Origin of the sequence: Aminobacter sp. LjRoot7 (genome assembly GCF_964252895.1) — a bacterium.
Classification (GTDB): Bacteria; Pseudomonadota; Alphaproteobacteria; order Rhizobiales; family Rhizobiaceae; genus Aminobacter; species Aminobacter aminovorans_B.
Map to the genome: position 1 here is coordinate 1 of NZ_CAXUPX020000013.1, position 25,722 is coordinate 25,722.

24 protein-coding genes are annotated in these 25,722 nt (G+C 64.6%); 10 read left to right on the forward strand and 14 right to left on the reverse strand.

The window, feature by feature from the left end:
* Nucleotides 1-424 precede the first annotated feature (424 nt).
* Complete coding sequence (locus ACSQ3E_RS26750) at nt 425-2,392, forward strand: M23 family metallopeptidase (RefSeq protein WP_436124991.1); 1,968 nt, start codon at nt 425-427, stop codon at nt 2,390-2,392.
* Between the two features lie 55 nt (nt 2,393-2,447).
* Here ACSQ3E_RS26750 and ACSQ3E_RS26755 read toward each other — a convergent pair whose 3' ends face one another.
* Nucleotides 2,448-3,968: an MFS transporter gene (locus ACSQ3E_RS26755; protein WP_436124992.1), complete on the reverse strand. Its 1,521-nt coding sequence runs from the start codon at nt 3,966-3,968 to the stop codon at nt 2,448-2,450.
* Between the two features lie 1,185 nt (nt 3,969-5,153).
* Between ACSQ3E_RS26755 and ACSQ3E_RS26760 the strand changes: the two genes are divergently transcribed.
* The 3 genes from ACSQ3E_RS26760 to ACSQ3E_RS26770 are packed head-to-tail and all read left to right on the forward strand — an operon-like array spanning nt 5,154 to nt 6,660.
* Complete coding sequence (locus ACSQ3E_RS26760; RefSeq protein WP_436124993.1) at nt 5,154-5,834, forward strand: glutathione S-transferase family protein; 681 nt, start codon at nt 5,154-5,156, stop codon at nt 5,832-5,834.
* A gap of 15 nt (nt 5,835-5,849) precedes the next feature.
* Complete coding sequence (locus ACSQ3E_RS26765) at nt 5,850-6,197, forward strand: ArsR/SmtB family transcription factor (RefSeq protein ID WP_436124994.1); 348 nt, start codon at nt 5,850-5,852, stop codon at nt 6,195-6,197.
* A complete protein-coding gene (locus tag ACSQ3E_RS26770; RefSeq protein WP_436124995.1) occupies nt 6,190-6,660 on the forward strand; it encodes an SRPBCC family protein in 471 nt (156 codons plus the stop codon). The genes ACSQ3E_RS26765 and ACSQ3E_RS26770 overlap by 8 nt, the downstream gene beginning before the upstream one ends.
* Nucleotides 6,661-6,680: 20 nt before the next feature.
* Here ACSQ3E_RS26770 and ACSQ3E_RS26775 read toward each other — a convergent pair whose 3' ends face one another.
* The 3 genes from ACSQ3E_RS26775 to ACSQ3E_RS26785 are packed head-to-tail and all read right to left on the reverse strand — an operon-like array spanning nt 6,681 to nt 8,719.
* A complete protein-coding gene (locus tag ACSQ3E_RS26775) occupies nt 6,681-7,175 on the reverse strand; it encodes a GNAT family N-acetyltransferase (protein ID WP_436124996.1) in 495 nt (164 codons plus the stop codon).
* 60 nt (nt 7,176-7,235) lie between these two features.
* Nucleotides 7,236-8,084, reverse strand: coding sequence for an aminoglycoside phosphotransferase family protein (locus ACSQ3E_RS26780; protein ID WP_436124997.1), 849 nt, complete (start codon nt 8,082-8,084; stop codon nt 7,236-7,238).
* Nucleotides 8,084-8,719, reverse strand: coding sequence for a TetR/AcrR family transcriptional regulator (locus ACSQ3E_RS26785; protein WP_436124998.1), 636 nt, complete (start codon nt 8,717-8,719; stop codon nt 8,084-8,086). Before ACSQ3E_RS26785 ends, ACSQ3E_RS26780 begins: the two co-directional genes overlap by 1 nt.
* Nucleotides 8,720-8,811: 92 nt before the next feature.
* Between ACSQ3E_RS26785 and ACSQ3E_RS26790 the strand changes: the two genes are divergently transcribed.
* Nucleotides 8,812-10,248, forward strand: a complete 1,437-nt coding sequence (locus ACSQ3E_RS26790) for an MFS transporter (RefSeq protein ID WP_436124999.1) — start codon at nt 8,812-8,814, stop codon at nt 10,246-10,248.
* A 57-nt stretch (nt 10,249-10,305) separates the two neighbouring features.
* Here the strand turns inward: ACSQ3E_RS26790 and ACSQ3E_RS26795 are convergent, their stop codons facing one another.
* The 8 genes from ACSQ3E_RS26795 to ACSQ3E_RS26830 form a co-directional block, all read right to left on the reverse strand.
* Nucleotides 10,306-11,685, reverse strand: a complete 1,380-nt coding sequence (locus tag ACSQ3E_RS26795; RefSeq protein WP_436125090.1) for a L,D-transpeptidase family protein — start codon at nt 11,683-11,685, stop codon at nt 10,306-10,308.
* Nucleotides 11,686-11,862: 177 nt separating this feature from the next.
* Nucleotides 11,863-12,225, reverse strand: a complete 363-nt coding sequence (locus ACSQ3E_RS26800) for an MmcQ/YjbR family DNA-binding protein (protein ID WP_436125000.1) — start codon at nt 12,223-12,225, stop codon at nt 11,863-11,865.
* A gap of 66 nt (nt 12,226-12,291) precedes the next feature.
* The gene (clpB, locus tag ACSQ3E_RS26805) at nt 12,292-14,898 is read right to left on the reverse strand and encodes an ATP-dependent chaperone ClpB (RefSeq protein ID WP_436125001.1); all 2,607 of its coding nucleotides are present in this window, start codon (nt 14,896-14,898) and stop codon (nt 12,292-12,294) included.
* 311 nt (nt 14,899-15,209) lie between these two features.
* Nucleotides 15,210-16,013 (reverse strand): DUF4167 domain-containing protein, encoded by an 804-nt coding sequence (locus ACSQ3E_RS26810; protein WP_436125091.1) that lies wholly within the window; start codon nt 16,011-16,013, stop codon nt 15,210-15,212.
* A 307-nt stretch (nt 16,014-16,320) separates the two neighbouring features.
* Complete coding sequence (gene prmC, locus ACSQ3E_RS26815; RefSeq protein WP_436125002.1) at nt 16,321-17,175, reverse strand: peptide chain release factor N(5)-glutamine methyltransferase; 855 nt, start codon at nt 17,173-17,175, stop codon at nt 16,321-16,323.
* Nucleotides 17,168-18,247 (reverse strand): peptide chain release factor 1, encoded by a 1,080-nt coding sequence (gene prfA, locus ACSQ3E_RS26820; RefSeq protein WP_436125003.1) that lies wholly within the window; start codon nt 18,245-18,247, stop codon nt 17,168-17,170. The genes prmC and prfA overlap by 8 nt, the downstream gene beginning before the upstream one ends.
* Nucleotides 18,244-20,520, reverse strand: a complete 2,277-nt coding sequence (ptsP, locus tag ACSQ3E_RS26825) for a phosphoenolpyruvate--protein phosphotransferase (RefSeq protein WP_409014720.1) — start codon at nt 20,518-20,520, stop codon at nt 18,244-18,246. Before ptsP ends, prfA begins: the two co-directional genes overlap by 4 nt.
* Before the next feature lie 77 nt (nt 20,521-20,597).
* A complete protein-coding gene (locus ACSQ3E_RS26830) occupies nt 20,598-21,872 on the reverse strand; it encodes an aspartate kinase (RefSeq protein ID WP_067957796.1) in 1,275 nt (424 codons plus the stop codon).
* A 49-nt stretch (nt 21,873-21,921) separates the two neighbouring features.
* Here ACSQ3E_RS26830 and ACSQ3E_RS26835 point away from each other — a divergent pair, with 49 nt between their 5' ends.
* The 3 genes from ACSQ3E_RS26835 (at nt 21,922) to ubiG (ending at nt 23,345) form a co-directional block, all read left to right on the forward strand.
* Complete coding sequence (locus ACSQ3E_RS26835; protein WP_310328294.1) at nt 21,922-22,053, forward strand: hypothetical protein; 132 nt, start codon at nt 21,922-21,924, stop codon at nt 22,051-22,053.
* An 80-nt stretch (nt 22,054-22,133) separates the two neighbouring features.
* Entirely contained in the window at nt 22,134-22,445 is a 312-nt protein-coding gene (locus ACSQ3E_RS26840; protein WP_436125004.1) for an antibiotic biosynthesis monooxygenase, read from the forward strand.
* A gap of 153 nt (nt 22,446-22,598) precedes the next feature.
* Nucleotides 22,599-23,345, forward strand: coding sequence for a bifunctional 2-polyprenyl-6-hydroxyphenol methylase/3-demethylubiquinol 3-O-methyltransferase UbiG (gene ubiG, locus ACSQ3E_RS26845; RefSeq protein WP_310328289.1), 747 nt, complete (start codon nt 22,599-22,601; stop codon nt 23,343-23,345).
* 43 nt (nt 23,346-23,388) lie between these two features.
* Here the strand turns inward: ubiG and ACSQ3E_RS26850 are convergent, their stop codons facing one another.
* Nucleotides 23,389-24,276, reverse strand: coding sequence for a DMT family transporter (locus ACSQ3E_RS26850; protein ID WP_436125005.1), 888 nt, complete (start codon nt 24,274-24,276; stop codon nt 23,389-23,391).
* Nucleotides 24,277-24,417: 141 nt separating this feature from the next.
* On the opposite strand from ACSQ3E_RS26850, the gene ACSQ3E_RS26855 reads away from it, so the two are divergent.
* Nucleotides 24,418-24,759, forward strand: coding sequence for an MmcQ/YjbR family DNA-binding protein (locus tag ACSQ3E_RS26855; RefSeq protein ID WP_436125006.1), 342 nt, complete (start codon nt 24,418-24,420; stop codon nt 24,757-24,759).
* Nucleotides 24,760-24,885: 126 nt separating this feature from the next.
* On the forward strand, nt 24,886-25,263 hold the full coding sequence (locus ACSQ3E_RS26860) for a VOC family protein (RefSeq protein ID WP_436125007.1): 378 nt from the start codon (nt 24,886-24,888) through the stop codon (nt 25,261-25,263).
* Nucleotides 25,264-25,296: 33 nt separating this feature from the next.
* On the opposite strand, the gene ACSQ3E_RS26865 is transcribed toward ACSQ3E_RS26860, so the two are convergent.
* Nucleotides 25,297-25,719, reverse strand: a complete 423-nt coding sequence (locus ACSQ3E_RS26865) for a hypothetical protein (protein WP_436125008.1) — start codon at nt 25,717-25,719, stop codon at nt 25,297-25,299.
* Between the last annotated feature and the right edge of the window lie 3 nt (nt 25,720-25,722).

A 25,722-nucleotide genomic window follows, 5' to 3' on the forward strand; every position in this document is an offset into this window, starting at 1 on the left:
GGGGCTTGAGAAAATCCACAGCCCCGCCGCAAACGCCCCTGGCGAAGGCAGAATTGCCAGAGCCGGCGCACAACTTCCTCGCAAGACCGCCTTAGCCGGCTGACCCGCCGGCCGCGCGCGGATGCATTGCGCTGCCCCATACATATATGGGCGCCACACAGCCAGTTGCGCCCTCCCTTATATAGAGCGGGACGACGGCCGCTGCCCCGACCCGGGCCCTATTCCCGCCCCAATGCGGGCAGATGTCTCGAAGCGCCTCTGGTGCGCATTCGAGTCTGTGTGCACCGCCTGTATATAAGAGGGAGAGGCAGGTCGGGCGGTGCCGCGCACGCGGCTTCGTTGACTTGGAGCGCCATGACAGGCAAATGTCTTGGCAACTAAAAGCAAGCGGGCGCAAACGCGTCGGGGATTTTAGCCGTACTGGATGCAGGATACGGACCAGACCATAGCCGAGCTCGGCAATGAGCCGCCGCTTATCGCGGATGGCCGCGCCGGTCCCCCGGACCGACGCGAGGTCTCGGCGCGTTGGCTTTCAGGCACCTTCCTCACCGGCGTGACCTCGAGCGTATTGATGGGCGTGGCCTTGTTTGCCGCCCTCGACGGCCGCGAAAAGCTTGCCACCCCGCCCGAGATCGCCGAACTCGCAACGCTTGCCGCCGGCGGCGATGCCGGACAGCGCGCCAAGACCACAAGGCTCGCGCCACTGCGCCAGATCGCCAAGGCCAAGGACCGGCGGCGCATGGAAGTGTCCATGCTGACCAAGGAGGGCGACCGCGAAGTCATTCGCACCATGCCTTTCGTCCAGATCAAGATGGCGCTGGCAGCATCGCATCCGACGACGCGCAGCTATCCCGCCTTCGATCCACTGACGGTGTTTGCCGAAGACGGTCCGGCACAGCCACCGGCGACCGCCGCGACCGGCCAGATCTACGGCGTCAAGGTCGAGAGCGAGATGAGCCTCAAGACCGTCGACTTCCCCGTCGAGACCGCCTCCTTCGACGAGAGTTCGGCACTTTCCGCCAATGAGGTCGAAAAGGTGGTGCGCGACGCCGGCGGCGACCTGACCGAAGGCGACATCCAGGTCGCCTCGCTGCATTATGTCGATCCGCAGCGCTTCGGCGACGCCTTCGCCGACCAGACGCTTGCTGGCTCCTACGGCATCAAGATCGTGCCTGAGAACGTCTCGGTAACGGCGCGTGCCGACGTAGATCCCGAAACGCTTTCTTATGCCGAAGACATCATCGCCTTCGAGAAGGACCGCAAGATCGTCGATGCGCTGGCGGACTCGGGTTATAATGGCGAGGACGCACAAGGCATGGCGAACGCCGTGTCGCGGCTGCTCAATGCGACCGCGCTCAAGGCCGGCACCGTGCTGCGCGTCGGCCTCGAAGTCCGCGGCGATATCGGCAAGATCGTGCGCACCAGCGTCTACGACCGCTCGCAGCACATCCTGACCATCGCGCTTGACGACCGCAACCAGTTCGTTCCCGGCGACGAGCCTGAGCCGAACCCCGAGATCGCCACCGCCTTCGAGGACACGCCGACGGTGCCGACGACCTCACGTGGCGCACTGCCCACCGTCTATGACGGCATCTACCGGGCGGCCTATTCCTACGGCATGTCGCAGGACATGACCAAGAAGCTTGTCCGGTTACTGTCGTCCGACGTCGACTTCCAGTCGCGGCTCAACCCGTCGGACCGTATCGAGGTGTTCTTCTCGCAGCCAGACGGCGACGACAAAGCATCGGCCGATTCCGAGCTGCTTTATGTCTCGGCGAATTTCGGCGGCAACACGCGCAACTTCTACCGCTTCCAGATGGGCGACGGCGCCATCGACTATTTCGACGAGGACGGCCGCAGCGCGCGCCAGTTCCTGCTGCGCAACCCGCTGCCCAACGGCAAGTTCCGCTCCGGCTTCGGCGGCCGCAAGCACCCGATCCTCGGCTACGTCAAGATGCACACCGGCGTCGACTGGTCAGCACCGACCGGCACGCCAATCATCGCCTCGGGCAACGGCGTCGTCGAAAAGGCCGGCTGGGCCGGCGGCTACGGCAAGCAGACGATGATCCGCCATACCAATGGCTACGAGACGTCCTACAATCACCAGAGCCGCATCGCGCCCGGCGTCGTTCCCGGCGCTCGCGTCCGCCAGGGCCAAGTCATCGGCTATGTCGGCACCACCGGCCTGTCGACCGGCGCGCATTTGCACTACGAGCTGATCGTCAACGGCACCAAGGTCGACCCGATGCGCGTACGCCTGCCCACCGGCCGTGTGCTCAAGGGCGAGGAGCTGGTCGCCTTCAAGCGCGAGCGCGAGCGCATCGACGACCTGCTCAAGGACGAAAACAAGGACGGGCTGAAGGTCGCGAGCACCGCCAAGGTCAGCGGCTAGAGCAATTCCAGGAAAAGTGCGCAGCGGTTTTCCGTCCGGAATTGCGTAACAACAACTAGGCCTTCTCTTTCCTTTTCCACGACGGCTGGGTGAACCAGGCGACGGCTGCCGCGACGAAGCACATCACGGCCGCGATTGCCGCGATCGCCGCAAAGGCGCTGTTGGTCGCCGCCACCCGCAAGGATTCCGCCCCGGCCTCGAGTGGCGCTGCCACGAAGGCGCCGAACTCCGCACCCGGTGCCGCTGTTCCCAGGACATTGGCGAAGACGACACCGGCGACAGCGCCGAGTGAGGCTACCGCCATCAGGCCGGCGGCACGCGCGAGCGCGTTGTTGATGCCCGAGGCAAGGCCGGTGTCTTCCTCGGGCGTCGCCCGCATCACCGCTGCCGACACCGGCGAGACGACGATCGCCATGCCGAGCCCCTTGAGCAGCAGGATCGGGAACGTCACCTGCCACAGCATCATCAGCGGCATGGTCAGCGCGAGGCCGGTGTAGGAGATGCCGACGATCGCGGCGCCCACGGTCAGCGGCCAGCGCGGGCCGATGGCGTCGGACAGTCGGCCCGAATAGCTCGACAGGCCGGCGATGAACAAGGACAGCGGCAAAAACAGCAGGCTCGCTTCCCACTCCTTGGCGCCCCAGCCTGAGACGACGGTCATCGGCAGGAAGAACAGCACGGCATTGAAGGCGAAGAACAGGATCAGCGTGTAGAGGTTGGCGCCAGTGAAGGCGCGCGAGGCAAACAGCTCGAGCTTGACCATCGGCGCCCGCGTCCATTTCTCCCAGACGATGAAGCCGGCGAAGATCGCAGCCCCGACCGCGATCCACAGCCATGGCGAGACAGCGCGCGCTTCGGCCGGCAGTCCGAAGGCGGTCAGGCCCCAGGCCATCAGTCCGAGACCGGCGGTGGCAAGGATCGCGCCTGTTATGTCGAGCCGGCGCTTCGACGACGGCCGGTCCTGCGGCACCTTCCTGAGCAGCATGGCAAGCGCCACGAGGCCGATCGGCACGTTGATGGCAAAGATCAGGCGCCACATCCATTCGGCGCCGAAGGACAGCACCATGCCGCCAACAAACGGTCCCATCGCGGTGGTCAGCGACGAGAACGCCGCCCACTGGCCGATGGCCTTGCCGCGCGTCGCGTTGGGATAGGATTTGGCGATGAGGGCGAGGCTGCCCGGCACCATCAGCGCGGCGCCGATGCCCTGGGCTGCGCGCATGATGATCAGTATCTCGGCATCGACGGCGAGCGCGCAAGCAGCCGAGGTGATCATAAACAGCACGATGCCGGCGGCGAAGATGTTGCGGACGCCGAAGACGTCGCCGGCGGCACCGCCGAGCAGAACCAGCGCCGACAAAAACAGCATGTAGCCATTGCTGATCCACTGGGCGTCGACAAGCGAAGCGCCAAGGTCGGCCCGGATGACCGGCATGGCCAGCGATACCACCGAACCGTCGATGAAGCCCATGCTGGAGGCAAGGATCGCCGAGACAAGCACGTAGCGCCGCGCCTCCGGCGGGCAGAAGACGTGGTTGTTGTTGGCCGGGACTGGTGCGGTGTCGGAGATGTCCATGGGGCGAGACTATGTGGGCAAGGTTTGCACGGGAAGCGACCAGGGGGACGATTTCTGGAAGCCAGGCGACATGGGATGCTTTCCTTGTGGGAGAAGGTAAGTTCGCGCGCGTCACCCCGGGCGAGCGTAGCGGGACCCGGGACCCATTGACCGGCGCGGCCGAGGTCTGGGTTTGCAGGTCAGTTCATGAAGGCCAAGACGAGGACCCGGTCGTGCCGCACGATGTTCCAGTCAATGGGTCCCGGATAACCTCCGCTGCGCTCCGGTTTCCGGGATGACTGCGTCGGCGTTGCGCCAAGTTTCTTCATTGCCACGCTCGCTTTCGCGCCTGGTCATTGTCAAAGAACACTCCCGCTTGGGGAGTTCGGGAAGCGGGGCGCGAGGCCGAGCCTTCCGATTGATTAGTAGTGGCGCGAACTCGCGCCCCGCTCGGTGTCTGTCCCAAGGTTGGCCGGTCACAGCGCCGCTCCATGTACATTCCATGGACAATCGCCGCGGCTTCTCCGCATCTCCCTGCAGCGCCACGTTCCATTTGCGGAACAAGCACCGGAAAACGCCGGCCTGTCGTCGGGCCCTCGGAGCCACGGCTACCGATACCGTGGCGGGAGGTCACCGCCGCCCTCCCTGATACCCGGTGCGCACCAGGTCCCGTAAGGGCGATGGGGGAATGATACGGGAGGTGGCGAGGGCGTGGAGAAATGGGCGCGGCTATCCACGCGGGCTGGTGACAGATGGTGACAGCGGGGCTGACGGTCTGGCGCTGCCCTACGAAGCCAACCTTTGCTGTCGCGATCCTTCGCACCCCCCTCTGGCCTGCCGGCCATCTCCCCCACAAGGAGGGAGATTAATCACTCCGCCGGCGGCGCCCACTCTGCCACGTTGCAAGGAAAAAGCCCGGCGGTGTTCGCGAGATCGGCGCTTGGCGGCGGGGCAGATGCAGGCCTGATCTCCCCCCCTTGTGGGAGAGATGCCCGGCAGGGCAGAGGGGGGGACGGAGCGCGGCATAGACGATCTGCGGGAGTTAAGCGTGGCGACTCTTTCTCAGAAAAAAGATCTGAACCGTGGAGAGCCTCTCCACGTTCGGCACACGGGAAATCCAATAGTTTCCGCATTCGGAAACTTTCTCTTGCCAACCTGAGTCCCGCCAAATAGTTTCCACCCAAGGAAACCATCTGGAACCCCGCAATGGCGCTGACGCTTTATTCCCATCCTCTCGCCGCCTTCTGCCACAAGGTGCTGATTGCGCTTTATGAGAATGGCACGGCGTTCGACGCGGTGACGGTGGATCTCGGTGATCCCGAAGAGACGGCGGCGCTGGCGGCGAAATGGGCGGTGGGCAAGATCCCGGTGCTGCGCGACGACGCCCATGACCGCACGGTGCCGGAGACCAGCATCATCATCGAATACCTTGAGCAGCATTATCCCGGGCCGGTGCCGATGCTGCCCGCGAACGCCGAGCAGCGGCTCGACGCCAGGCTGTGGGACCGCTTCTTCGATCATTATGTCAGCGTGCCGATGCAGAAGGTTGTGACCGACAGGATACGGCCTGAAGGTGGCAACGATCCGGTGGGCGTGGCTGATGCGCGGCGCACGCTCGACACCGCCTATCAGATGATCGACAGCCAACTGGCCGGCAAGACATGGGCGACGGGCGAGGATTTCAGCATTGCCGATTGCGCCGCGACGCCGGGCCTGTTCTACGCCTCGATCGTTCATCCCTTCTCAAGCGACCAGCACAATCTCGCCGCCTATTTCGAGCGGTTGGTCGCGCGTCCGTCGGTACGGCGGACGATCAGCGAGGCGCGACCCTATTTCCATTTCTTCCCCTATTGCGAACTGATGCCGGAGCGCTTCCTTCATGACTGACCATTGCAAAGGGATATGCCGATGATCGAGGCACACCAACTGGACCGCGTTTTCACCGCCCTTGCCGACGCCGGACGGCGCGGCATGGTCGAGCGGCTGAGCATGGGGCCGGCGACAGTCAAGCAACTGGCCGAGCCGCACGGGATGCGGCTGCCGTCGGCGCTGAAGCATCTGAAGGTGCTCGAAGACGGCGGCATCGTCGCTTCGCGCAAGGTCGGCCGGACCCGCACCTACACGATCGAGCCGACCGCTTTGTCCGGCATAGACGACTGGGTCAGACAGCGGCAGACTGCGATGAACCGGGCATTCGACCGCCTCGTGCAGGCAATGAAGGATTTTTCCGAGGAGGGTGTGAATGACTGACGTAGCGCACAAGACTTTCGTCATCGAGCGCAAGCTGCCGGCATCTCCCAGACACGCCTTCCGCTTCTGGTCGGACCAGGAGCTGAAGCGCGTCTGGAACGACTGCCATCCCGACTGGATCACCCTCGAGGACAGCTTCGATTTTCGCGTCGGCGGCATAGAGGCCAAGCGCTGGCGCATGCCCGATGGCGCCGAGCTCGCGTTTCGCGCCGACTATTTCGACATCGTGGCCGGCGAGCGCATCATCTACGGTTTCGAGATGAGCCATGGCGGCAAGCGCATCTCGGCATCGCTGGCGACCATCGAGCTTTTGCCCGAAGCCGGCCAGACGCGGATGCGGTTCACCGAGCAGCTGGCTTTCCTCGGCACCGTCGAGGCGATGGCGGCGCGCATTTCAGGCACCGAAACCGGCTTCGACCGGCTGGTGGACATTCTCGCCAGGGAGACGGCGAGCGTGCACTGAGCGCCCACGGTCAGGCTGGCTCAGCTTGCCTCGAACCCGGCATGATAGACGATTTCACCGCTTGGGATGGTTTCGCCAAAAGCCAATCGCTGGACATATTGCGGCGGCAGGCCGGCATAGGTGACGGCGGGGTCGGCGACGAATCCGAAGCGGCTGTAATAGGCTGGGTCGCCGATGAGGACGCAGCCCTTGGCGCCCATCTGCGCCAAGGCGTCGAGGCCGTGGCGGATCAGCAACTGGCCGATGCCCCTCCCCTGGCTGTCGGGCCAGACTGAAACCGGACCGAGGCCGTACCAGCCGGCTTCGCCGCCGACGCTGACAGACGAAAAGGCGACGTGCCCGAGGATCTTGCCACCGTCCTCGGCGACCAGCGAGAGCGTCAGCGCGCCGGCATCGCGCAAGGCATCGACGATCGCCGCCTCGGTTCCGCTGGCATGTGGCGCTTTCTCGAAAGCTGCGCGGGTGAGCGCGCGGATCGTGTCGACGTCGGCTGGCTGTTCGGAACGAATGTTCATCTGGTTACCTCGAATGTCGGGACATTTGCCGGCAGCCACGAGCCAAACGCAAGACACAAGTCAGGCCGGCACGTCGTCGACGGTGAGAGAGCGTAGCCCGGCTTCGAGGGCGTCCGCATCGCCATGGTCGACGCCGAAGAGGATGTCGAGCAGTGGAAAGGTACTGCGGTAGAAGGTGATGCGGTCGCGCATCGCAGCGATGCCGGGATAATGCGGCGCCATCAGCGCGAGGAACTCGTCGCCCAGGCCGGCGGACAGGCTGGCGAGATCATAGGCGGGATCACCCTCACCGCAGCCGGCGAAATCGATGATGCCGGAGACCTTGCCGTTGTCGAGTAGGATGTTACCGGTGCCGAAATCGCCATGGGTGATCGTACGCGGGGCAGCAGGCGCGCGCCCGATAAACAGGGCAAAGTTATCGCGGATGGTTTTGCCGACGGCAGCAGGCAGCAGCGGCAGCGCCTTGGCCTCAAGCTGGCCGAGAAGATCACGCCATTCGGCCATGGGGTCAGTGGGAGCGGCGGCAGGCAGGACGTCGTGCGGCAGCGCATGCAGTGCGCGCAGGAACAGCGCAAGTTCGCGGGCCAGTTCCTGCTTTTGCGCGACATCCATGCCGTCGAGCGACAGCAGCGGTTCACCCGGCAGCTTGCGATGAACGGCGACGACAAACGCACCGACATTTCGCACCTCGGGCACAGGCACCGGCAAGGGCAGGCTCGGCGCCAGGACGGCAAGCCCGGCGGCCTCGCGGATAAGCTCGGACCTCGCTTCATCGTGCCGGGGTATCCGCACGATGAGCTTGCCCGTGTCGAGGACGCGGTTGTTCTGGCCGCTGTCGATGACAGTGGCGGACAAGAGTTCGGGCCGATGCAGTGCCTCGGCGATTTCCCTAGTTGTCGGCTGGATCATTATTCTTTTCCGGCAGCCGCAGCCTTGTGCGCGAGCGCGGCATCGACGGCCTGCATTGCCACGGGGACGAACCCAAGCAGCCGCGCGCTCGCAACGCCGTCGCGCGCCTGCACGGAAAGACCGCGCATGATCGTGGCGAAATAGTCGCCCAGCATCTGCGTGTCGGTGTCGGGTTTCAGCTCGCCCTCGGCGACGCCCTGCTCCAGCCGCGCAATGATGCGCTCGGTCTGCTCCATGCGGCGTTCGGCCAGCCAATCCAGCACCTCGTCATTTTCGGCGGTGCAATTCGTGGCGGCGGAAACAATCATGCAGCCCTGGGGCCGTCCCGGCCTGGTGCAGTTTTCGATTGCCTCGAACAGCATCTTTTCGATCGCCTGCCGGGCCGTCTGCGCCTCGCCCAGGGCCCGCGTGGCGACGCCGCCGTCGCCGGCCTGGTAGAGGCCGACGGCCTCCTGAAACAGATCCCGCTTGGAGCCGAAGGCTGCGTAGATCCGCGCCGAGGCGATGCCCAGGGTCGCGACGAGATCGGCCATGGACGTGCCTTCATAGCCACGTGCCCAAAAGGCATCGCGCGCATTTGCCAGCGCCTTGTCGCGATCGAACTCCCTCGGCCTTCCCGCCATCGCAGCCTCCATTCTTTATCGGTCAACAAATAATACGCTTGACTCCGGATTGCAAATCTCAATTCTTTGCTGATCGACAAAGAATCAATGTTATGGAGACCAGCATGACTTCAATCGACCAAGGGGCGCCGCTCGGAGCGGCAACGATGGCAGGAGGCACCGGCACAAAGCGTGGTGCCACGCTAGCGTTGCTGGCCTTCGCGCAGCTGATCATCGCGCTTGACCTCAACATCGTTTTCGTGGCGCTGCCGGAGATCGGCTCAAGCCTCGGCTTTTCCGGCCAGACGCTGCAGTGGGTGGTCAGCGCCTACACCGTCTTCACCGGCGGCTTCCTGTTGTTCGGCGGCCGCGCGGCGGACCTGATCGGCCAGCGCCGCGTCTTCATCTTCGCGCTCTGGCTCTATGCGCTGTCGTCGGTGGTCGGCGGCCTCGCCTGGTCGCCGGAGGTCATCATCGCAGCCCGCGCGGTGCAGGGCATCGGCGGCGCCTTCCTGTTTCCGGCGACGCTGTCGCTGATCAACCGGCTGTTTGCCGAAGGCCAGGAACGCAACCGGGCGCTCGCCGTCTGGGGTGGCGCAGGCGCCAGCGGCCTGACGCTGGGCTCACTGGCCGGCGGGTTCCTGACCAGCGCCTTCGGCTGGCCGTCGGTGTTCTACGTCAACGTGCTGCTGGCCGGGCTCGCCATCATCGCCGCCTTCGCCGTCATTCCGCGTGATCCCAAGCCGCAGGCTAAGCGCAGCTTCGACCTGCCGGGCGCGCTGACGGTGACAGCGGGTGCGACGCTTCTGGTGTTCGCGCTGGTGCAGGGGCCGGAGTATGGCTGGAGCTCGACGCCGATTGTCGCGAGCGCAGCACTTGCGGTGATCTTCCTGATCGCCTTTGGCGTGATCGAAGCCCGCAGCGCCGATCCGCTGATGCCGCTGCGCCTGTTTGGCAACCGCAGCCTGGTCAGCAGCATGACCATCACCTTCATGTTCATGGCCACCTTCGGGGCGCTGCCCTACTTCCTCACCGTGCTGCTGCAGACTGTGTATGGCTTCACCGCTCTGCAGACCGGCCTTGCCTTCCTCGTGCCCTCGATCGCCATCGCCGCCGGCACGCAGATCGGCGAAAAACTGGCGACACGGTTTGCGACCCGCTCGACGCTTGTCACGGGCATGGTCATCGGCGCCGTCGGCACGGCCCTGATGGCGCTCGGCACCACCGCCGAGAGCAGCTATCTCTCGATCGCACCGGGTTTGATCGTCTCCGGCATCGGACAGGGCATCGTCTGGACGGCGATGTGGATTGCGGCGGCCTCCGGCGTCCACCATGACGAACAGGGCGTCGCCTCGGGCATGGCGTCGACGACGCTCAATGTCGGCAACGCCATCGGCATGGCGGCACTGATCGCGGTTGCCAACAGCCATGTCGGCGGACTGAGCGGCGCTGCGCTGAAATTGGCGGTAGCCGACGGCATCCAGGTGGCGTTCTGGCTCGCAGCGGCAGGCGTCGCGATCAGCCTGGTGTTTGCGATGGCGCTGCCGAAAAAGCCGGCGTGACGGCTGGCAGGAGGAAATGAGGATCGCGACCGTGGAATCCGCGGTCGCGAAGCTGCCCTACTCCATGAACTCGACCGGCACGCCTGATTTGACGATCTTAGCGAGCTCGCGTGCGTCCCAGTTGGTCAGGCGCACGCAGCCATGGCTTTCGGTCTTGCCGATCTTGGACGGGTCGGGCGTGCCGTGGATGCCGTAGGTCGGCTTGTCCAGCGCAATCCAGACCGAACCGACCGGGCCGTTCGGGCCCGGCGGAATGGTCAGCACCTTATCGTTTTCGCCCTGCTTGAAATTGAGCTTGGGATTGTAGGTGTAGTTGGGATCGAGCGCGACGCGCGACACTGCGTGGACGCCCGTCGGCGACGGCGTGTCGCCCGAGCCGATGGTCGCGGGATAAGCGGCGACGAGCTGGCCTTCGGCATTGTAGGCGCGGACCTGCTTCAACCCCTTGTCGGCAACGATGCGCGACACCGGCTTGTTCACCAGCTTGCCGAAATTGGCGACCTTCACGATGGTGCCCGGCCGGTTGAAATTGAGGTCCGGATTGATCGCCTTGAGGTAGTTCTCGTCCATGTGGAAACGCTCGGCGAGCATTTCGGTGACCGAGGTGAAGGCCATGCGCTCGAGCTGGGCCTTCTCGCTGTAGTCGGCGGGAACCGAAGCGATGTAGGGGCCGGCGGCGTCCTCGGGCGTGATGGTGTAGGAGCCGAAGGCGTCACCGCCAGTTTCGGCGAGTGCTGCCTTGATGCCTTCGGCATCCGTCGACTTCAGGCTGGCGCCGGTCATCTCGTTATAGGCGGCGAGCGCCTTGTCGACATTGGAGCCGAAGCGGCCGTCGATGACGCCGGGCGAAGCGCCGAGGCGATCGAGCAGGATCTGCAGGCTGGCAACATCCTCGCGGCCCTTGACCGCGATGGACGGCTCGAGCGGCGCCTGCTCGGTGATGCGCGGCGTGGCCGGCAGCGCCGGCTGGTCGTCGGGGCTCTGCAGCGGCTCGCGCGAGACGACGCGCGGCCCGCCCGGCGCCTCGGGAAAGGCGTTGGGGTCGTTGTTGTAGTAGTCGTCGGGATAAGAATCTGAGGGAGCGGCAAGCGTGTCGTCGCTGTAGTAGCCGTCGTCGGCCGGACCGATCAGCACGTCGCCCTGGCGATAGTCGCGGCGCAGCTCCTGACGGCGCATTTCGCGGCGCAAGGCCGGGCGGTTGAGGCGCGTCTCTGGCGGCCGCACGGCGATGACCTTGCCGGTGTAGGGATCGACGAGCACGCGGTTGCCGCGGCTGTCGTAAAACACCTCGACCTCGCTTTGGGCAAGCTGGAGCAGGTTCTTGTCGGCCTGCACGCGTGGCGAAGCAGGCTCGCCTGATGGCGCGACCGCAGCCGCTGCCTGGAGCGCCGACAGGCCGGTGGCCATGGCCGAAAGCACAACGATCTTGCGCAACATGGTCGCCACATCTCTCCGAATTTCAGTCGCTGACAGCGACCGCAGTGGAATCACCATCTTCCACCGACATCCAATAACGATCTGCTAACCTTTCCAACATGAACGGGGCATGAAAATGACCGCGTTAGGTGGATTTTGAGACCTTGGCAGGCCTGCACCGTGACCCACGAATCGCGGTCAGGCGGGAAGGCCGAGTTCCCGGCGCGTCGCCTTCGGCAGCTTCGCCGCGATCATCCGGTGGCTCTCGCCGATATAGTCGCGCAGGCCCTCATCATCCATGGCCTCCCCGTTCTGGCGCTGGATCCACTTCATGCCGCGCGAGGCAAGATAGGGTGCTGGCCTGAGGCCGGGCTGCTCCTTCAGAATGTCGAATGCCATCTCGGACACCTTGAAGGTAACGGCGAGCCCCGCACCGTCGCTCCAGCCGGCGATGGCGAAGACCTTGCCGCCGACCTTCCATACATGCGCCCCGCCCCACTGCACGACATGGGTCGTGTGCGGCAGCGACGCGCAGAAGCTGTTGTAGTCGTCGAGTGTCATGGCTGGTCCCCCGGCGGCCGATAAAGAAAGGCCCTCCCCACGAATGGGGAGGGCAATTGCCGGTACTTAGGCAGCCGCCTCTTCGCTCACCACGGTCGGCTTGGAGCGGAAGTTGAGCCGGTCCGAGCCTGAGGTGATCTTGACGGTCGAGCCGTCGAGGATGTCGCCGAGCAGGATCTTTTCGGCGAGCGGATCCTGCAGCTCCTTCTGGATGACGCGCTTGAGCGGGCGGGCGCCATAGGCCGGGTCGTAACCCTTGTTGGCGAGCCAGTCGATTGCGTCCTTGTCCAGCGACAGCGTGATCTTGCGGTCGGACAACAGCTTTTCGAGCCGCTTGAGCTGGATCTCGACGATCCGGCCCATGTCCTGGCGACGCAGGCGATGGAACAGGATGACCTCGTCGATGCGGTTCAGGAACTCCGGCCGGAACGACGCCTTGACCACGCCCATGACCTCATCGCGGACCTTGTCGACATCCTCGTCCTCGCCAAGCGCCACGAGATATTCAGCGCCGAGATTGGACGTCATGATGATCAGCGTGTTGCGGAAGTCGACGGTGCGGCCCTGACCATCGGTCAGGCGGCCATCGTCGAGCACCTGCAGGAGCACGTTGAAGACATCGGGATGCGCCTTTTCGATCTCGTCGAACAGGATCACCTGGTAGGGCCTGCGGCGCACAGCTTCGGTCAGCGCCCCGCCCTCCTCGTAGCCGACATAGCCGGGAGGCGCGCCGATCAGCCGGGCGACCGAGTGCTTCTCCATGTATTCGGACATGTCGATGCGCACCAGCGCATGCTCGTCGTCGAAGAGATAGTCGGCGAGCGCCTTGGTGAGCTCGGTCTTGCCGACGCCGGTCGGGCCGAGGAACATGAACGAGCCGATCGGCCGGTTGGGATCCTGCAGGCCGGCACGGGCGCGCCGGACGGCCTTGGACACCGCCTGGACGGCTTCGCCCTGGCCGACGACACGAACGCCGATCTCGTCTTCCATGCGCAGCAGCTTCTCGCGCTCGCCTTCGAGCATCTTGTCGACCGGGATGCCGGTCCAGCGCGACACGACATGACCGACATGGTCGGGCGTCACGGTCTCTTCGACCATGGTGCCACGGCCTTCGAGCGCCTCGGCCTCGACGAGCTTCTTTTCGAGCTCGGGGATGCGGCCATAGGCAAGCTCGCCCGCCTTCTGGAATTCACCCTTGCGCTGGGCAATGGCGAGTTCGTTGCGCGCTTCTTCGAGCTGACCCTTGAGGTCGGCGGCAAGGCCAAGCTTTTCTTTTTCGGCCATCCACTGGCTGGTGACCCTTGTCGACTCTTCCTCGAGCCCGGCCAGCTCCTTCTCGAGCCGTTCGAGGCGATCGCGGGAGGCGTCATCTTTTTCCAGCTTCAGCGCTTCGCGCTCGATCTTGAGCTGCATGATGCGGCGATCGATCTCGTCAAGGGCTTCCGGCTTGGAATCGATCTGCATGCGCAGCCGCGAGCCGGCCTCGTCAACGAGGTCGATCGCTTTGTCAGGCAGGAAGCGGTCGGTGATGTAGCGGTTCGACAGCGTCGCAGCGGCAACAAGCGCCGAGTCCGAGATGCGCACCTTGTGGTGCTGCTCGTACTTCTCCTTCAGGCCGCGCAAGATCGAGATCGTGTCCTCGACCGTCGGCTCGGAGACGAACACCGGCTGGAAGCGACGGGCAAGGGCCGCGTCCTTCTCGACATGCTTGCGGTACTCGTCGAGCGTGGTGGCGCCGACGCAATGCAGCTCGCCGCGCGCCAAGGCAGGCTTGAGCAGGTTGGACGCATCCATCGCGCCATCGGCCTTGCCGGCGCCGACGAGCGTGTGCATCTCGTCGATGAACAGGATGATGCCGCCGGCAGCCGCGGTGACCTCGGAGAGAACGGCCTTCAGCCGCTCCTCGAACTCGCCGCGATATTTCGCGCCGGCAATCAGCGCGCCCATGTCGAGCGCCATCAGCTGCTTGTCCTTGAGGCTCTCCGGCACGTCGCCATTGACGATGCGCAGCGCCAAGCCTTCGGCGATGGCCGTCTTGCCGACGCCGGGCTCGCCGATCAGCACGGGATTGTTCTTGGTGCGGCGCGACAGCACCTGGATGGTGCGGCGGATCTCGTCGTCGCGGCCGATAACCGGATCGAGCTTGCCGGCGCGGGCGTCGGCGGTCAGGTCGCGTGCGTATTTCTTCAAGGCGTCATAGCCCTGCTCGGCGCTTGCCGAGTCGGCGGTGCGGCCCTTGCGGATGTCGTTGATCGCGGCATTAAGCGCCTGGGCGGTGACGCCCGCCTTGGCGAGGATGTCTGCGGTCTTCGCCGACTTCTCGACGGCGAGCGCGGTCAGAAGGCGCTCGACCGTGACGAAGCTGTCGCCGGCCTTCTTGGCCAGGTCCTCGGCGGTCGAAAACACCTTGGCAAGCGGCTGCGCCATATAGAGCTGGCCGTTGCCACCCTCAACCTTGGGCATCGCCTTGAGGGCGGCCTCGACGCCAAGCCTGACGTTGCCGGCATTGCCGCCGGCGCGCTCGATCAGCGAAGAGGCCAATCCCTCTTCGTCGTCCATCAGCACCTTGAGGATATGCTCGGGCGTGAACTGCTGGTGATTGTTGGAAAGAGCGTAGGTCTGTGCGGACTGGATAAAGCCGCGGACGCGCTCGGAATACTTCTCAAGATTCATTCGGTGTCTCCATTCCGTACCGGCCCGCTTTGCGGCACCGGCCAGGTTCAAGGTGACGGACCCGCCCAACCGGGCCGGATCCAACTGAGGCTGATATGGTGAGTAGGACGATATACCTCAAGGCACACCCGAAGTGCTGTGCGTCATTTTTTGACGCGCAAACGGCGCAGGCTTTTTCGAGTCTGCACATCGCACCTGACGAAAATCAAATCAGATTTTTGAGCCGCCCGATCGAAGAGGCCAAAACAAAAACGGCGGGATTTTCATCCCGCCGTTCGAAAATGGCTTGAAGGCCATGCCTGAGAAGGCGATCAGCCCTCGACGGCGGCCGGTTCGGCTGCCGGCGCTTCGCCAGCTTCGCCCTGTGCCTCGGTTGCAGCGCGCTCGCCACGGCGCGGACGACGGCCACGACGCGGCGCTGCGGTGACTTCGCCCTCGGCGACTTCCGCGGCAGGTGCCACGTCTGCGACGACTGCTTCAGCGACGACGACAGGCTGGGGCTGTTCAGCCACGGCGACGGCCTCTGCCTGCGAGGCATCGGCCTGCTGTTCCTGATGGCGCGGACGGCGTTCGTTGCGGTTGGGGCGACGTTCGCGACGGCCCTCACGCGGCTGGCCTTCGGCGGCTTCCGGATTGAGAGCAACCTCTGCGGGCGTGCCTTCGATGTCAGGCTGCGGGCCGGTGCCGTTGACGACCGGCTGCGGCTGGGCTTGAGACTGCTGAACCTGGACCTCGGCAACGCTATTGCCCATGCCGTCGTCGTCGCGCTCGTCATCCATGTCGGAATCGAAGTCGTCGCGGCTCTGCTGCTGTTGCTGGATCGGCATCTGCGCCATGGCGGCGGCAATGATGCGGTTGTAGTGCTCTGCGTGCTGCAGGTAGTTCTCGGCCATCACGCGATCACCAGAGCTGTGCGCGTCGCGCGCCAAGGTGGTGTATTTTTCGGCGATCTGCTGCGCGGAGCCACGGATTTTCACGTCCGGACCGTTGCTCTCGTAGTTACGCGTGAGCGGGTTTGGTCCCTTGCGGTTGTTATTGCCGTTATTGTTATTGTTATTGTTATTATTGTTGTTATTACGACCGCGCATGCGCCTGTTCTGCTGTTGTGGCCTCATCAGATTCTCTTTGTGTTGAAGTATCCGAACGGGGGCACTTAGGCGGCCTGCCGTTTCGTATCTTTCCGCCGGTGATCGCCCGCAGTTTTCCTGCGTCGGCGCCACATGCCATCCTGTTTCGGTTCATGTCACTTGCCGGACGATCCCCGCACGAAGCTAGAGCGTCGTCTACGCAAGAAGGCAGCTAGTTTCGATGGAAACCGAATCTCTTAACAGCACTGCCTGCTTCGTCTCATCCGGTTGCCGGGAACCTAGCGGCATTCACTTTCCTTGCCAAGCGGTTTTTTGCAGTGCCCAAAAGCCTTGCTCAGCAGTGGAATACGAGCACCCGGTCATTGCCACCCAAGTCCTTGTAATGGGCGGATAAATGGTAGCCGGCCTGCTCGAATATGACGGTCACGTCGTGCCGCTGATCGTGCCCGATTTCGAGCCCGACAAGGCCACCTTCCTCAAGGTGGCGCCCGGCACCCGACGCGATCATCCTGTATGGCTCAAGACCGTCCGGGCCACCGTCGAGCGCGCGGCGCGGATCAAAATTGCGAACCTCGTTCTGCAAATCCTCGATCTCTGAAGAAGTTATATAGGGAGGATTTGAGACTATTAAATGGTGACGCCCCTGAATCTCGGCGAACCAGTCGGATTTTTTTGCCGTAAAGCGCGATGACACGCCCAGAACTGCGGCATTGGCCGCGGCGGTCGCCAGCGCATCGTCCGACACATCGACACCGATGGCCACGGCCTTCGGCTCCTGGGTGACCAGCGCCAGCGCAATGGCACCGGTGCCGGTGCCGAGGTCGAGGATGCGGCAGACGCCCTCGCGCGCTGCTGCCTCGCGGACGAAAGGCAACACGGCATCGACGAGCGTTTCGGTGTCGGGGCGCGGTTCGAGCGTCTCAGCGGAGAGGCTGAGACGCATGCCATAGAAATCACGGTAGCCGAGGATGCGGTGGACGGGTTCGCCAGCGATACGGCGGTCGAGTGCCGCGTCGATCTCAGCCACCTGCGGGACGAGCCTGTCGGGCGACGTGATTGCGTCACTGCGCGTGGTACCAGAGAAATGCTCGACCAGCAGCCGCGCATCGAATGCGGCGTCGGCGATGCCAGCACCTGCAAGGCGCTGGCGCGCGTGGCGCAAAAGTTCACCGAGCCGGCGCTCAGCCATCCGAGCCCATGTCGGCAAGAAGCTTCGACTGGTGATCGGAGATCAGCGCGTCGACGACCTCGTCGAGTTCGCCCATCATCACCCGGTCGAGCTTGTAGAGCGTCAGGTTGATGCGGTGGTCGGTGAGACGCCCCTGCGGGAAATTGTAGGTGCGGATGCGCTCGGAACGGTCGCCCGAGCCAACCTGCGACTTGCGCGAGGACGAGCGCTCCTCGTCGGCGCGGCTACGCTCCAGGTCGTAGAGACGGGCACGCAGGATCTGCATGGCGCGCGCGCGGTTCTGGTGCTGCGACTTTTCCGCCTGCACCACCATGATGCCGGTGGGCAAATGGGTGATGCGCACCGCAGAATCGGTGGTGTTGACGTGCTGGCCGCCCGAGCCCGAGGCGCGCATGGTGTCGATGCGGATGTCCTCGGCGCGGATGTCGATGTCGACTTCCTCGGCCTCCGGCAGCACCGCGACGGTGGCGGCGGAGGTGTGGATGCGGCCGCTGGCCTCGGTCGCCGGCACGCGCTGGACGCGGTGCACGCCGGACTCGAATTTGAGATGCGCGAACACGCCCTTGCCCGAGACGCCGGCAATGATTTCCTTGAAGCCGCCGGCATCGCCGTCGCTGGCCGAGACGACCTCGAAACGCCAGCCCTTCGAGGCGGCGTAGCGTTCGTACATGCGGTAAAGGTCGCCGGCGAATAGGGCCGCCTCGTCGCCGCCGGTGCCGGCGCGGATTTCGAGGATGGCGTTCTTCTCGTCGGCAGCGTCCTTGGGCAGCAGCAGGATTTGGATTTCGTGCTGCAGCCCCTCGATGCGCTCCTCGACCTCAGGCTTGTCCATTTCGGCGAGCGCCCGCATCTCGGCGTCGGTGCCCTTGTCGTCGAGCATGGCGGCGAGGTCGGCCAGCTCCTGCTCGGCGCCGCGCAAGGCGCGGATCCTGGCGACGAGGTCCTGGATGTCGGAATATTCGGAGGCGAGCTTGACGTAGACGTCAGGCGCCGGGCCGGCGGCCATCTGCGCTTCGAGCATGTCGAAGCGCTTGACGACCTGGTTCATTCTGTCGTGGGGCAGGCTGATCATAATGGTATGGAACGGTCGTCCGCAAAGGCCTGGAGCAGCGCGCGCATCGGCAGGCGGGCGGCAGGACCGGCAAGGTTATCGTCGAGGAAGGCGGTGAGTTCGCCCAGCGGCAGTTCGGTCAGCATCGCCTTGACCGGGCCAATGGAGGCCGGCGACATCGAAATGGAGCGATAGCCGAGGCCAAGCAGCGCCATCGCCGAGATCGGCTTGCCGGCGAGCTCGCCGCACAGCGTGACGGGCGTGTGGTTGCGCTGGCCTGCGTCGGCGATCTGCTTGAGCACGCGCAGGAATGGCACCGACAGCGTGTCGAAGCGGTCGGCCAGCTGGGTGTTGCCGCGGTCGGCGGCCATGACGAACTGGAACAGGTCGTTGGAGCCGACGGAGACGAAATCGACGGCCTGCATCAGCTCGTCGAGCTGCCACAGCAACGACGGCACCTCGATCATCGCGCCGAGCTTGAGGCTCGTCGGCAGATGATGGGCGAAGCGCGAGAGGTGGCGGACTTCGCGGTCGATGATCTCGCGCGCCTGGGCGATCTCGCCGAGCTCGGTGACCATCGGCAGCATGACCTTGAGCTCGCGGCCGCCAGCAGCCTTGAGCAGCGCCCGGATCTGGGTGCGCAACAGGCCGGGACGGTCGAGGGTCAACCGGATGGCGCGCCAGCCGAGGGCCGGGTTTTCCTCTTCCTGCGCCGAACCCTTGAAATAGGGCAGCACCTTGTCGCCCCCGATGTCGATGGTACGGAAGGTGACCGGACGGCCTTTGGCCGTGTCGAGCACGTCGCGATAGAGCTTCTCCTGCGCTTCGGCACGCGGGAAGGTCGAAGCGACCATGAACTGCAATTCGGTGCGGAACAGGCCGATGCCGGCGGCACCTGCTTCGGCGAGCTGCGGCAGGTCGACGGCGAGGCCGGCATTCATCAACAGGTCGACCTTGACGCCGTCCTTGCTCTCGGACGGCTTCTTGCGCAGCTCGCGGTAAAGCTCCTGCCGGCGGGCGCGGAAACGCACCTTCTCGGCGTATGCCGCCTCAAGATCGGGCTGCGGGCGCAGGTGGACGGCGCCCTCGACGCCGTCGACAATGATCGGATCGCCGTTTTCCGACATGGAAACGGCGCCCTTCATCTGACCGGCGACGGGGATGCCCATGGCACGCGCGACGATGACGACGTGGCTGGTCGGCGCACCGTCTTCGAGCACCAGGCCGCGCAGGCGGTCGCGTGGATAATCGAGCAGCTCGGCAGCGCCCATCGAACGGGCGACGACGATCGCGTCCTTGGGCAGCGAGGCGGCGATGGTCTCGGGACCGCGGCCGAGCAGCTGGCGCAGCAGGCGGTTGGCGAGATCGTCGAAATCGCTCATCCGCTCACGCAGATAGGGGTCGGTCATGTGCATCATGCGCGCGCGCATGTCGCTCTGCACCTTCTCGACAGCGGCTTCGGCGGTCAGGCCGTTGCGGATCGCCTCTTCGAGACGGCGCACCCAGCCGCGGTCGTTGGCGAACATCCGGTAGGCTTCGAGCACCTCGCGATGCTCGCCCTCGAAGGCGACGTCGCGGCGCTCGAGCATGTCGTCGATCGACAGGCGCAGCGAGCCGAGCGAATCCTCGAGCCGGCGCAGCTCTTCGTCGCTGTCCTCGTTGAACAGGTTGGTGACGACGATGCGCGGCTCGTGCAGCACGACATGGCCGAGGCCGACGCCTTCGTTGAAGGCAATACCGGTGAAGCTGGCCGGCCGGGTCAGGTCGAGTTCGAGGCCGGGACGGCTCAAGCGGCCGATGTCGCCCGAGGCGATCATCTCGGCAATCACCATGGCGGTGGTTTCGAGCGCCTCGATCTCGTCGTCGCGGTAGTGCCGCATGGTCTTATTCTGGACGACGAGCACGCCGAGCGTGCGCCCTGCCCTGAGCACCGGCACGCCGAGGAAGGAGTGGTAAATCTCCTCGCCCGTCTCCGGCAGGTAGGCGAAGGCGGGGTGTTCCTGGGCGTTGGACAGGTTGAGCGCGCGGGCGCTGGCGGCAATCGTGCCGACCAGGCCCTGGCCGAGACGCAGCTGCGCCAGGTGAACGGCGTTGGGATTGAGACCGACGGTGGCGTAGAGCTCGAGTACCGAGTCGGCGCGCAGCACGTAGAGCGAGCAGACTTCGGCCACCATGTTGGCGGCGATATCGCGCACGATCCTGTCGAGCCGTTCCTGTGGCTCGAGGGGCTCCGCCATCAATTCGCGGAGCCGCTTCAGAAGTACGCGCGGCCCGGCGGCCATATCACGTATCATTCACCGTCTCCAATGGTTGGACCCGGCGCGGCACGTGCTTGCCACGCCGGCAACGCGGTGACGCTCGACTCCTAATACTACTGCTTATCCAGACCGTAGACGGAATGCAAAGTCCGAACCGCAAGTTCAGTATAAGGCCCGTCGATAAGGATCGAAATCTTGATCTCGGAGGTGGTGATGGCGCGGATGTTGATGCCCTTGGACGCCAGCGCCTGGAAGGCGGTGGCGGCGACGCCGGCATGGCTGCGCATGCCGATGCCGATGACCGACACCTTGGACATGCCCTCGTCGTGCTGGACGGCGTCATAGCCGATGTCGGGGCGGATCTTCTCGAGCACGGCGAGCGCCTTGTTGACGTCGCCCGACGGCACGGTGAAGGTCATGTCGGTGAACTTGCCGTCCTCGGAAATGTTCTGGACGATCATGTCGACATTGATATTGGCCTCGGCCAGTGGGCCGAAGATCCCGCCTGCAACGCCCGGCCGGTCGGCGACACGGCGCAGCGAGACCTGAGCTTCGTCCTTGGCGTAGGCAATTCCGGTGACGACCTGCTGTTCCACGATTTCATCCTCGTCACAAATGAGAGTACCAGGCGGGTTCAGGAAATCGCCCATGCCGGGCGCATCCGGATCCTCAAAGGAAGAGCGCACGAAGGTGCGAACCTTGTGCACCATGGCGAGTTCGACCGAGCGGACCTGCAGCACCTTGGCGCCGAGCGACGCCATTTCGAGCATTTCCTCGAACGAAATGCGCGACAGGCGACGCGCCTTGGGCTCGATGCGCGGGTCGGTAGTATAGACGCCATCGACATCGGTGTAGATATCGCAGCGATCGGCTTTCACCGCTGCCGCGATTGCGACAGCCGAGGTGTCGGAGCCGCCGCGGCCGAGCGTGGCGATGCGGTTGTCCGGACCGATGCCCTGGAAACCGGCGACGACAGCGACCTGGCCTTCCTGGAAGCGCTTGATCAGGAACGAGCCGTCGATGTCGAGGATGCGGGCCGCGCCATGGGCGTTGTCGGTCTTGATCGGGATCTGCCAGCCCTGCCAGGAGCGGGCGTTGATCCCCATCGCCTGCAGCGCAAGCGCCAGCAATCCAGACGTCACCTGCTCGCCCGAGGCGACCACGGCATCGTATTCGCGGGCGTCGTAGATGTTGAAATTGGCGCCTTCGGCCTTCGAGGCTTCCTGCACCCAGCCAACGAGCTCGTTGGTCTTGCCGGACATCGCCGAGACGACGACGGCGACCTCGTGGCCAGCGTCGACCTCACGTTTCACATGGCGCGCCACGTTGCGGATTCGGGCGATGTCGGCGACGGATGTCCCGCCGAATTTCATCACGATGCGCGCCATAGAAGCGAAATGCCCTTGCCATATACGCCGGCCCCGACGGGGCCGGAAAATGAGTGAAAACACCGATGAATTGAACGGTGTCGAATGCGCGGCCTGCATAGCCAAAACACGCGCATTCCGCAAGGACGCCCGGCCAGACAAATCACCGCGTCATTTTTTGCCGGCGCGCGACCTCTCCTGACAGGTTTTGGCAGGCAGATCATGCGATGAACACGGCCTGCCCGATTCCCATCCCGCGTCCTGCCCGACCGAAACAAGAGCATGGACATGACCGAAGCACTGGAAATCGTGACGTTCCGCCTCAAGCCGGGCAAGACTGCGGGTTTTGCCGCCGCCTTTGCCGCCGCCAACGAACCCGTCAGTGACTGGCTCAGGCGACAGCCGGGCTTCCTGAGCCGCCACCTGGCGGAAAGGGGCAACAGCTGGATCGACGTCGTGCGTTGGCAAAGCCGCGAGGACGCGCAGGCGGCAGCGGAAAAGATCATGGCCGAGATCGGCGATTGTGCCGCGTTCCAGGCCATCGACCCCGAAAGCATCGACATGTCGCACGCCTTGGTCATCGCCTCAGCCTGACCGGCAAAGCCAATGCCAAGGCTTGCAAACTGACCGTCGGCGGCATGGCTACCGGCGGCGGCTTGCCATTCGCGCATGGCTGCTCGCGGAAATGTCGCCTTGACAATCGAGACGCCAGACCCGACTTCCTTGCGCTCGAAGGAGACCACAGCAATGCCAGATCCCCGCCCATCGACCATCGATGCCGGAGAAGTCGAGCGGTTCTCGGCTCTATCAGCCGAATGGTGGAACCCCAACGGCAAGTTCCGCCCACTGCACAAGTTCAACCCCGTCCGCCTGGGCTATATCCGCGACCAGGTTGCCCAGCGTTTCGGCCGTGACACCCACGCCGCCAGGCCCTTCGAGGGCCTGCGCATCCTCGACATCGGCTGCGGCGGCGGCCTGTTGTGCGAGCCGATGGCGCGCCTGGGCGCCGAAGTCGTCGGCGCCGACGCCTCGTCCACCAACATCGAGGTGGCGAAGATCCATGCCGCCGAAAGCGGCGTGAAGGTGGACTACCGCGCCACCACGGCCGAGGATCTCGCCGACGCCGGCGAGAAGTTCGACATCATCCTCAACATGGAAGTTGTCGAGCACGTTGCCGACGTCGAGCTGTTCGTCAGGAAATGCGGCGAGATGGTCAAGCCCGGCGGCATCATGTTCGTCGCCACCATCAACCGGACCTTCAAGGCGCTCGGCCTGGCCATCGTCGGCGCCGAGTATGTGTTGCGCTGGCTGCCGCGCGGCACCCACCAGTACGGCAAGCTGGTGCGCCCCGAAGAACTGGACAAGGCGCTCACCGGTGCTGGCCTCGCCACCATCGACCGCACCGGCGTGATCTACAATCCGCTGGCCGACCGCTGGCAGAAATCCCGCGACATGGACGTCAACTACATGGTGCTGGCGGAAAAGGCGGCCTGAGGCCGCTTTTCTCTACCCGCCTGCCCGGCTCTGCCCAGCGAGGTCAGTTGCCGCGCTGGGCTTTGGTCGTCAGTGTCACCCCGACGAGAATGATCAGGCCGCCGACCCAGGTCAGCGGGCCATAGCTTTCGCCAAGAAACAGCGTGCCTGAGATCAGGCCGACGGCGGCGGCGACATAGCCGATCTGGCTGAGATAGACCGGACCGCCGACCGATTGCAGCCGGAAGAAGAAAGCAAACATCGCCGACGACGCGGCAACCTGCGCCAGCACCAGAAGCGGCATGTCGGCAAGCAGGCTGGCGGAAGCCGTCTGCCCGGTCGCGGCAGTCAGCACGATCAGTATCAGCGCGGCAGCGAGATGGCTGCCGATGGCAAGCTCGATCGGCCCGGATGCCCGGGGCCAGTCGAAGGTGCGGTAGATATTGCCGGCGGCGAGAAACACCGGGATGAGCAGGCCGACACCGATCCACAACAAATCGGCCGGCCGGTCGGCCTGACCGCGCGTCGAGGCAACGAGCAGCGCGCCGACAAAGCCAATGGCGATGCCTGCCACGCCGAGACGGCTTGGCCGGCTGACCCGCAACGAAAGCGACATGACCAGCGTGACGACGGGCGACAGCGTGAACATCAGCCCGGTGTAGCCGGCGCCCAGATGCGGCAAGGCGGTGAACATCAGCAAGTTCGGGATGGCGTAGGAAATCGCCGCGGCGATGAAGAAATAGCGCAGGTTCTGGCGATCGAGCTTCATGCGCCGGCCGCTGGCCAAAAGCGTGACCAGCAGCACGCTGCCGGCACCGAAGGAAATGATGAACGACCACAACAGCGGCGGAACTCCGGCCTCCACCGCGAGCTTGCCGAACGGCAGCGTCAGCCCGAGCAGCGCCCCGGTGACGATCAGGAGCGCTATGCCAGAGTTCCAGATGATCTTCATGGCATGGGTCTAGCGCGGCGCGGGCCAACAGAGAACACGGTCTCGATTGGGCCAGAAGGCCGTGGAAAGCCACCCTGCCCAAACTTGCGCCGCCTCCCGCAATCCCTGACACTATGGCTTGCCATGACCGGATCGAGAGCCATGACAAGAGAGGATGTCAGACGGATCGCCCTGGAACTGCCAGGAGCGACCGAGAAATCGCATTTCGGCAAGCCCGACTTCCGCGTCCGCGACCGTGTCTTCGCCACCCTGCCCGAGGACGGCAATGCCGTGATCAAGCTGACACGCGACCAGCAGGAGATGATCTGCGGGGCAGAGGCTGCCGTCTTCCGGCCCGTCGACGGCGGCTGGGGCAAGCAGGGCTGGACGCGGGTGATGTTGGCAGCGGCGGACGAGCCGACGCTGCGCAGCGCGCTGGTGACCGCCTGGCGCAACACCGCGCCTGCGACCCTGCGCAAGGCGTTCGACCTGGCAGGTGGGTGACGACGACGCCTGCGGCGTGGCGGGTCTTCCCTCGCATCCGTTTCCATGCGAGCTTGCCTGCTAGGACACCGCTCCTCACCTGGCACGCGCACCGCCGCCCCTGCCATTCGCCATCAGGAGCACGCGATGAGTCCATCCCCTATCCAATCGATCACCTTCGGCCGGGCTGCCCCGGGCCTTTCCGTCCGCGACATCCAGGCGGCATTCCGCTTCTACTCCGAAGTGCTCGGCATGCAGAAAGTGTTCGAGAACGGCGACCCAGTGGGGTTCATGGTGCTGAAAAAGGACGCCGCCGAGATCCACATCAGCCAGGACCGCAACCACACGCCCTCGACAGTCAATGCCTTCCACATGTTCGTCGACGACATCGACGGACTCTACGCCATCTGCGCAGCGGCCGGCGTCCGGATCATCAAGTCGTTGAAAGACAAGGACTACGGCCAGCGGGCCTTCGTGTTTGCTGATCCTGACGGCAACCGGATCGACGTGGGACAGCGCATCTGAGTTCGGGCGCGCCCCGCGTCGCGGGGCGCTACCTCAACGCTTCCATCCGTCGGGATAGGCGCGGGCCAGATGATACTCGTTCTGCTCATCGGTGTAGCCGAGCAGCCTACCTTCCAGCCATTCCAGCTGGCGGCACCAGGCGCCCCGATGCAGCATTTCAAGCAGCAGCAGACAGGCTTCGACGCGCCATTCCTCGCCGGGCAGCGCATAAAAATAGTAATCGATATCGACCCCACTCGACGCGTGCCGGATAGTCCCGACATGCTCGGACAGCACGCCGCTTTTCACATGGGCGTCAAAGTCCTGACCGGCCAGCGCAGCGCGCTTCTCAAAGCCCTCGACACGCTCGTGAGCAAACATAGCGAACGGCTTGGTGCCCGCCAGCATCATCTCAAGCTCGCGGTTGGTGTGAAGTGGATAGGGATAATCCGCCATGCGGTACTTATGAGTTTCCATGGA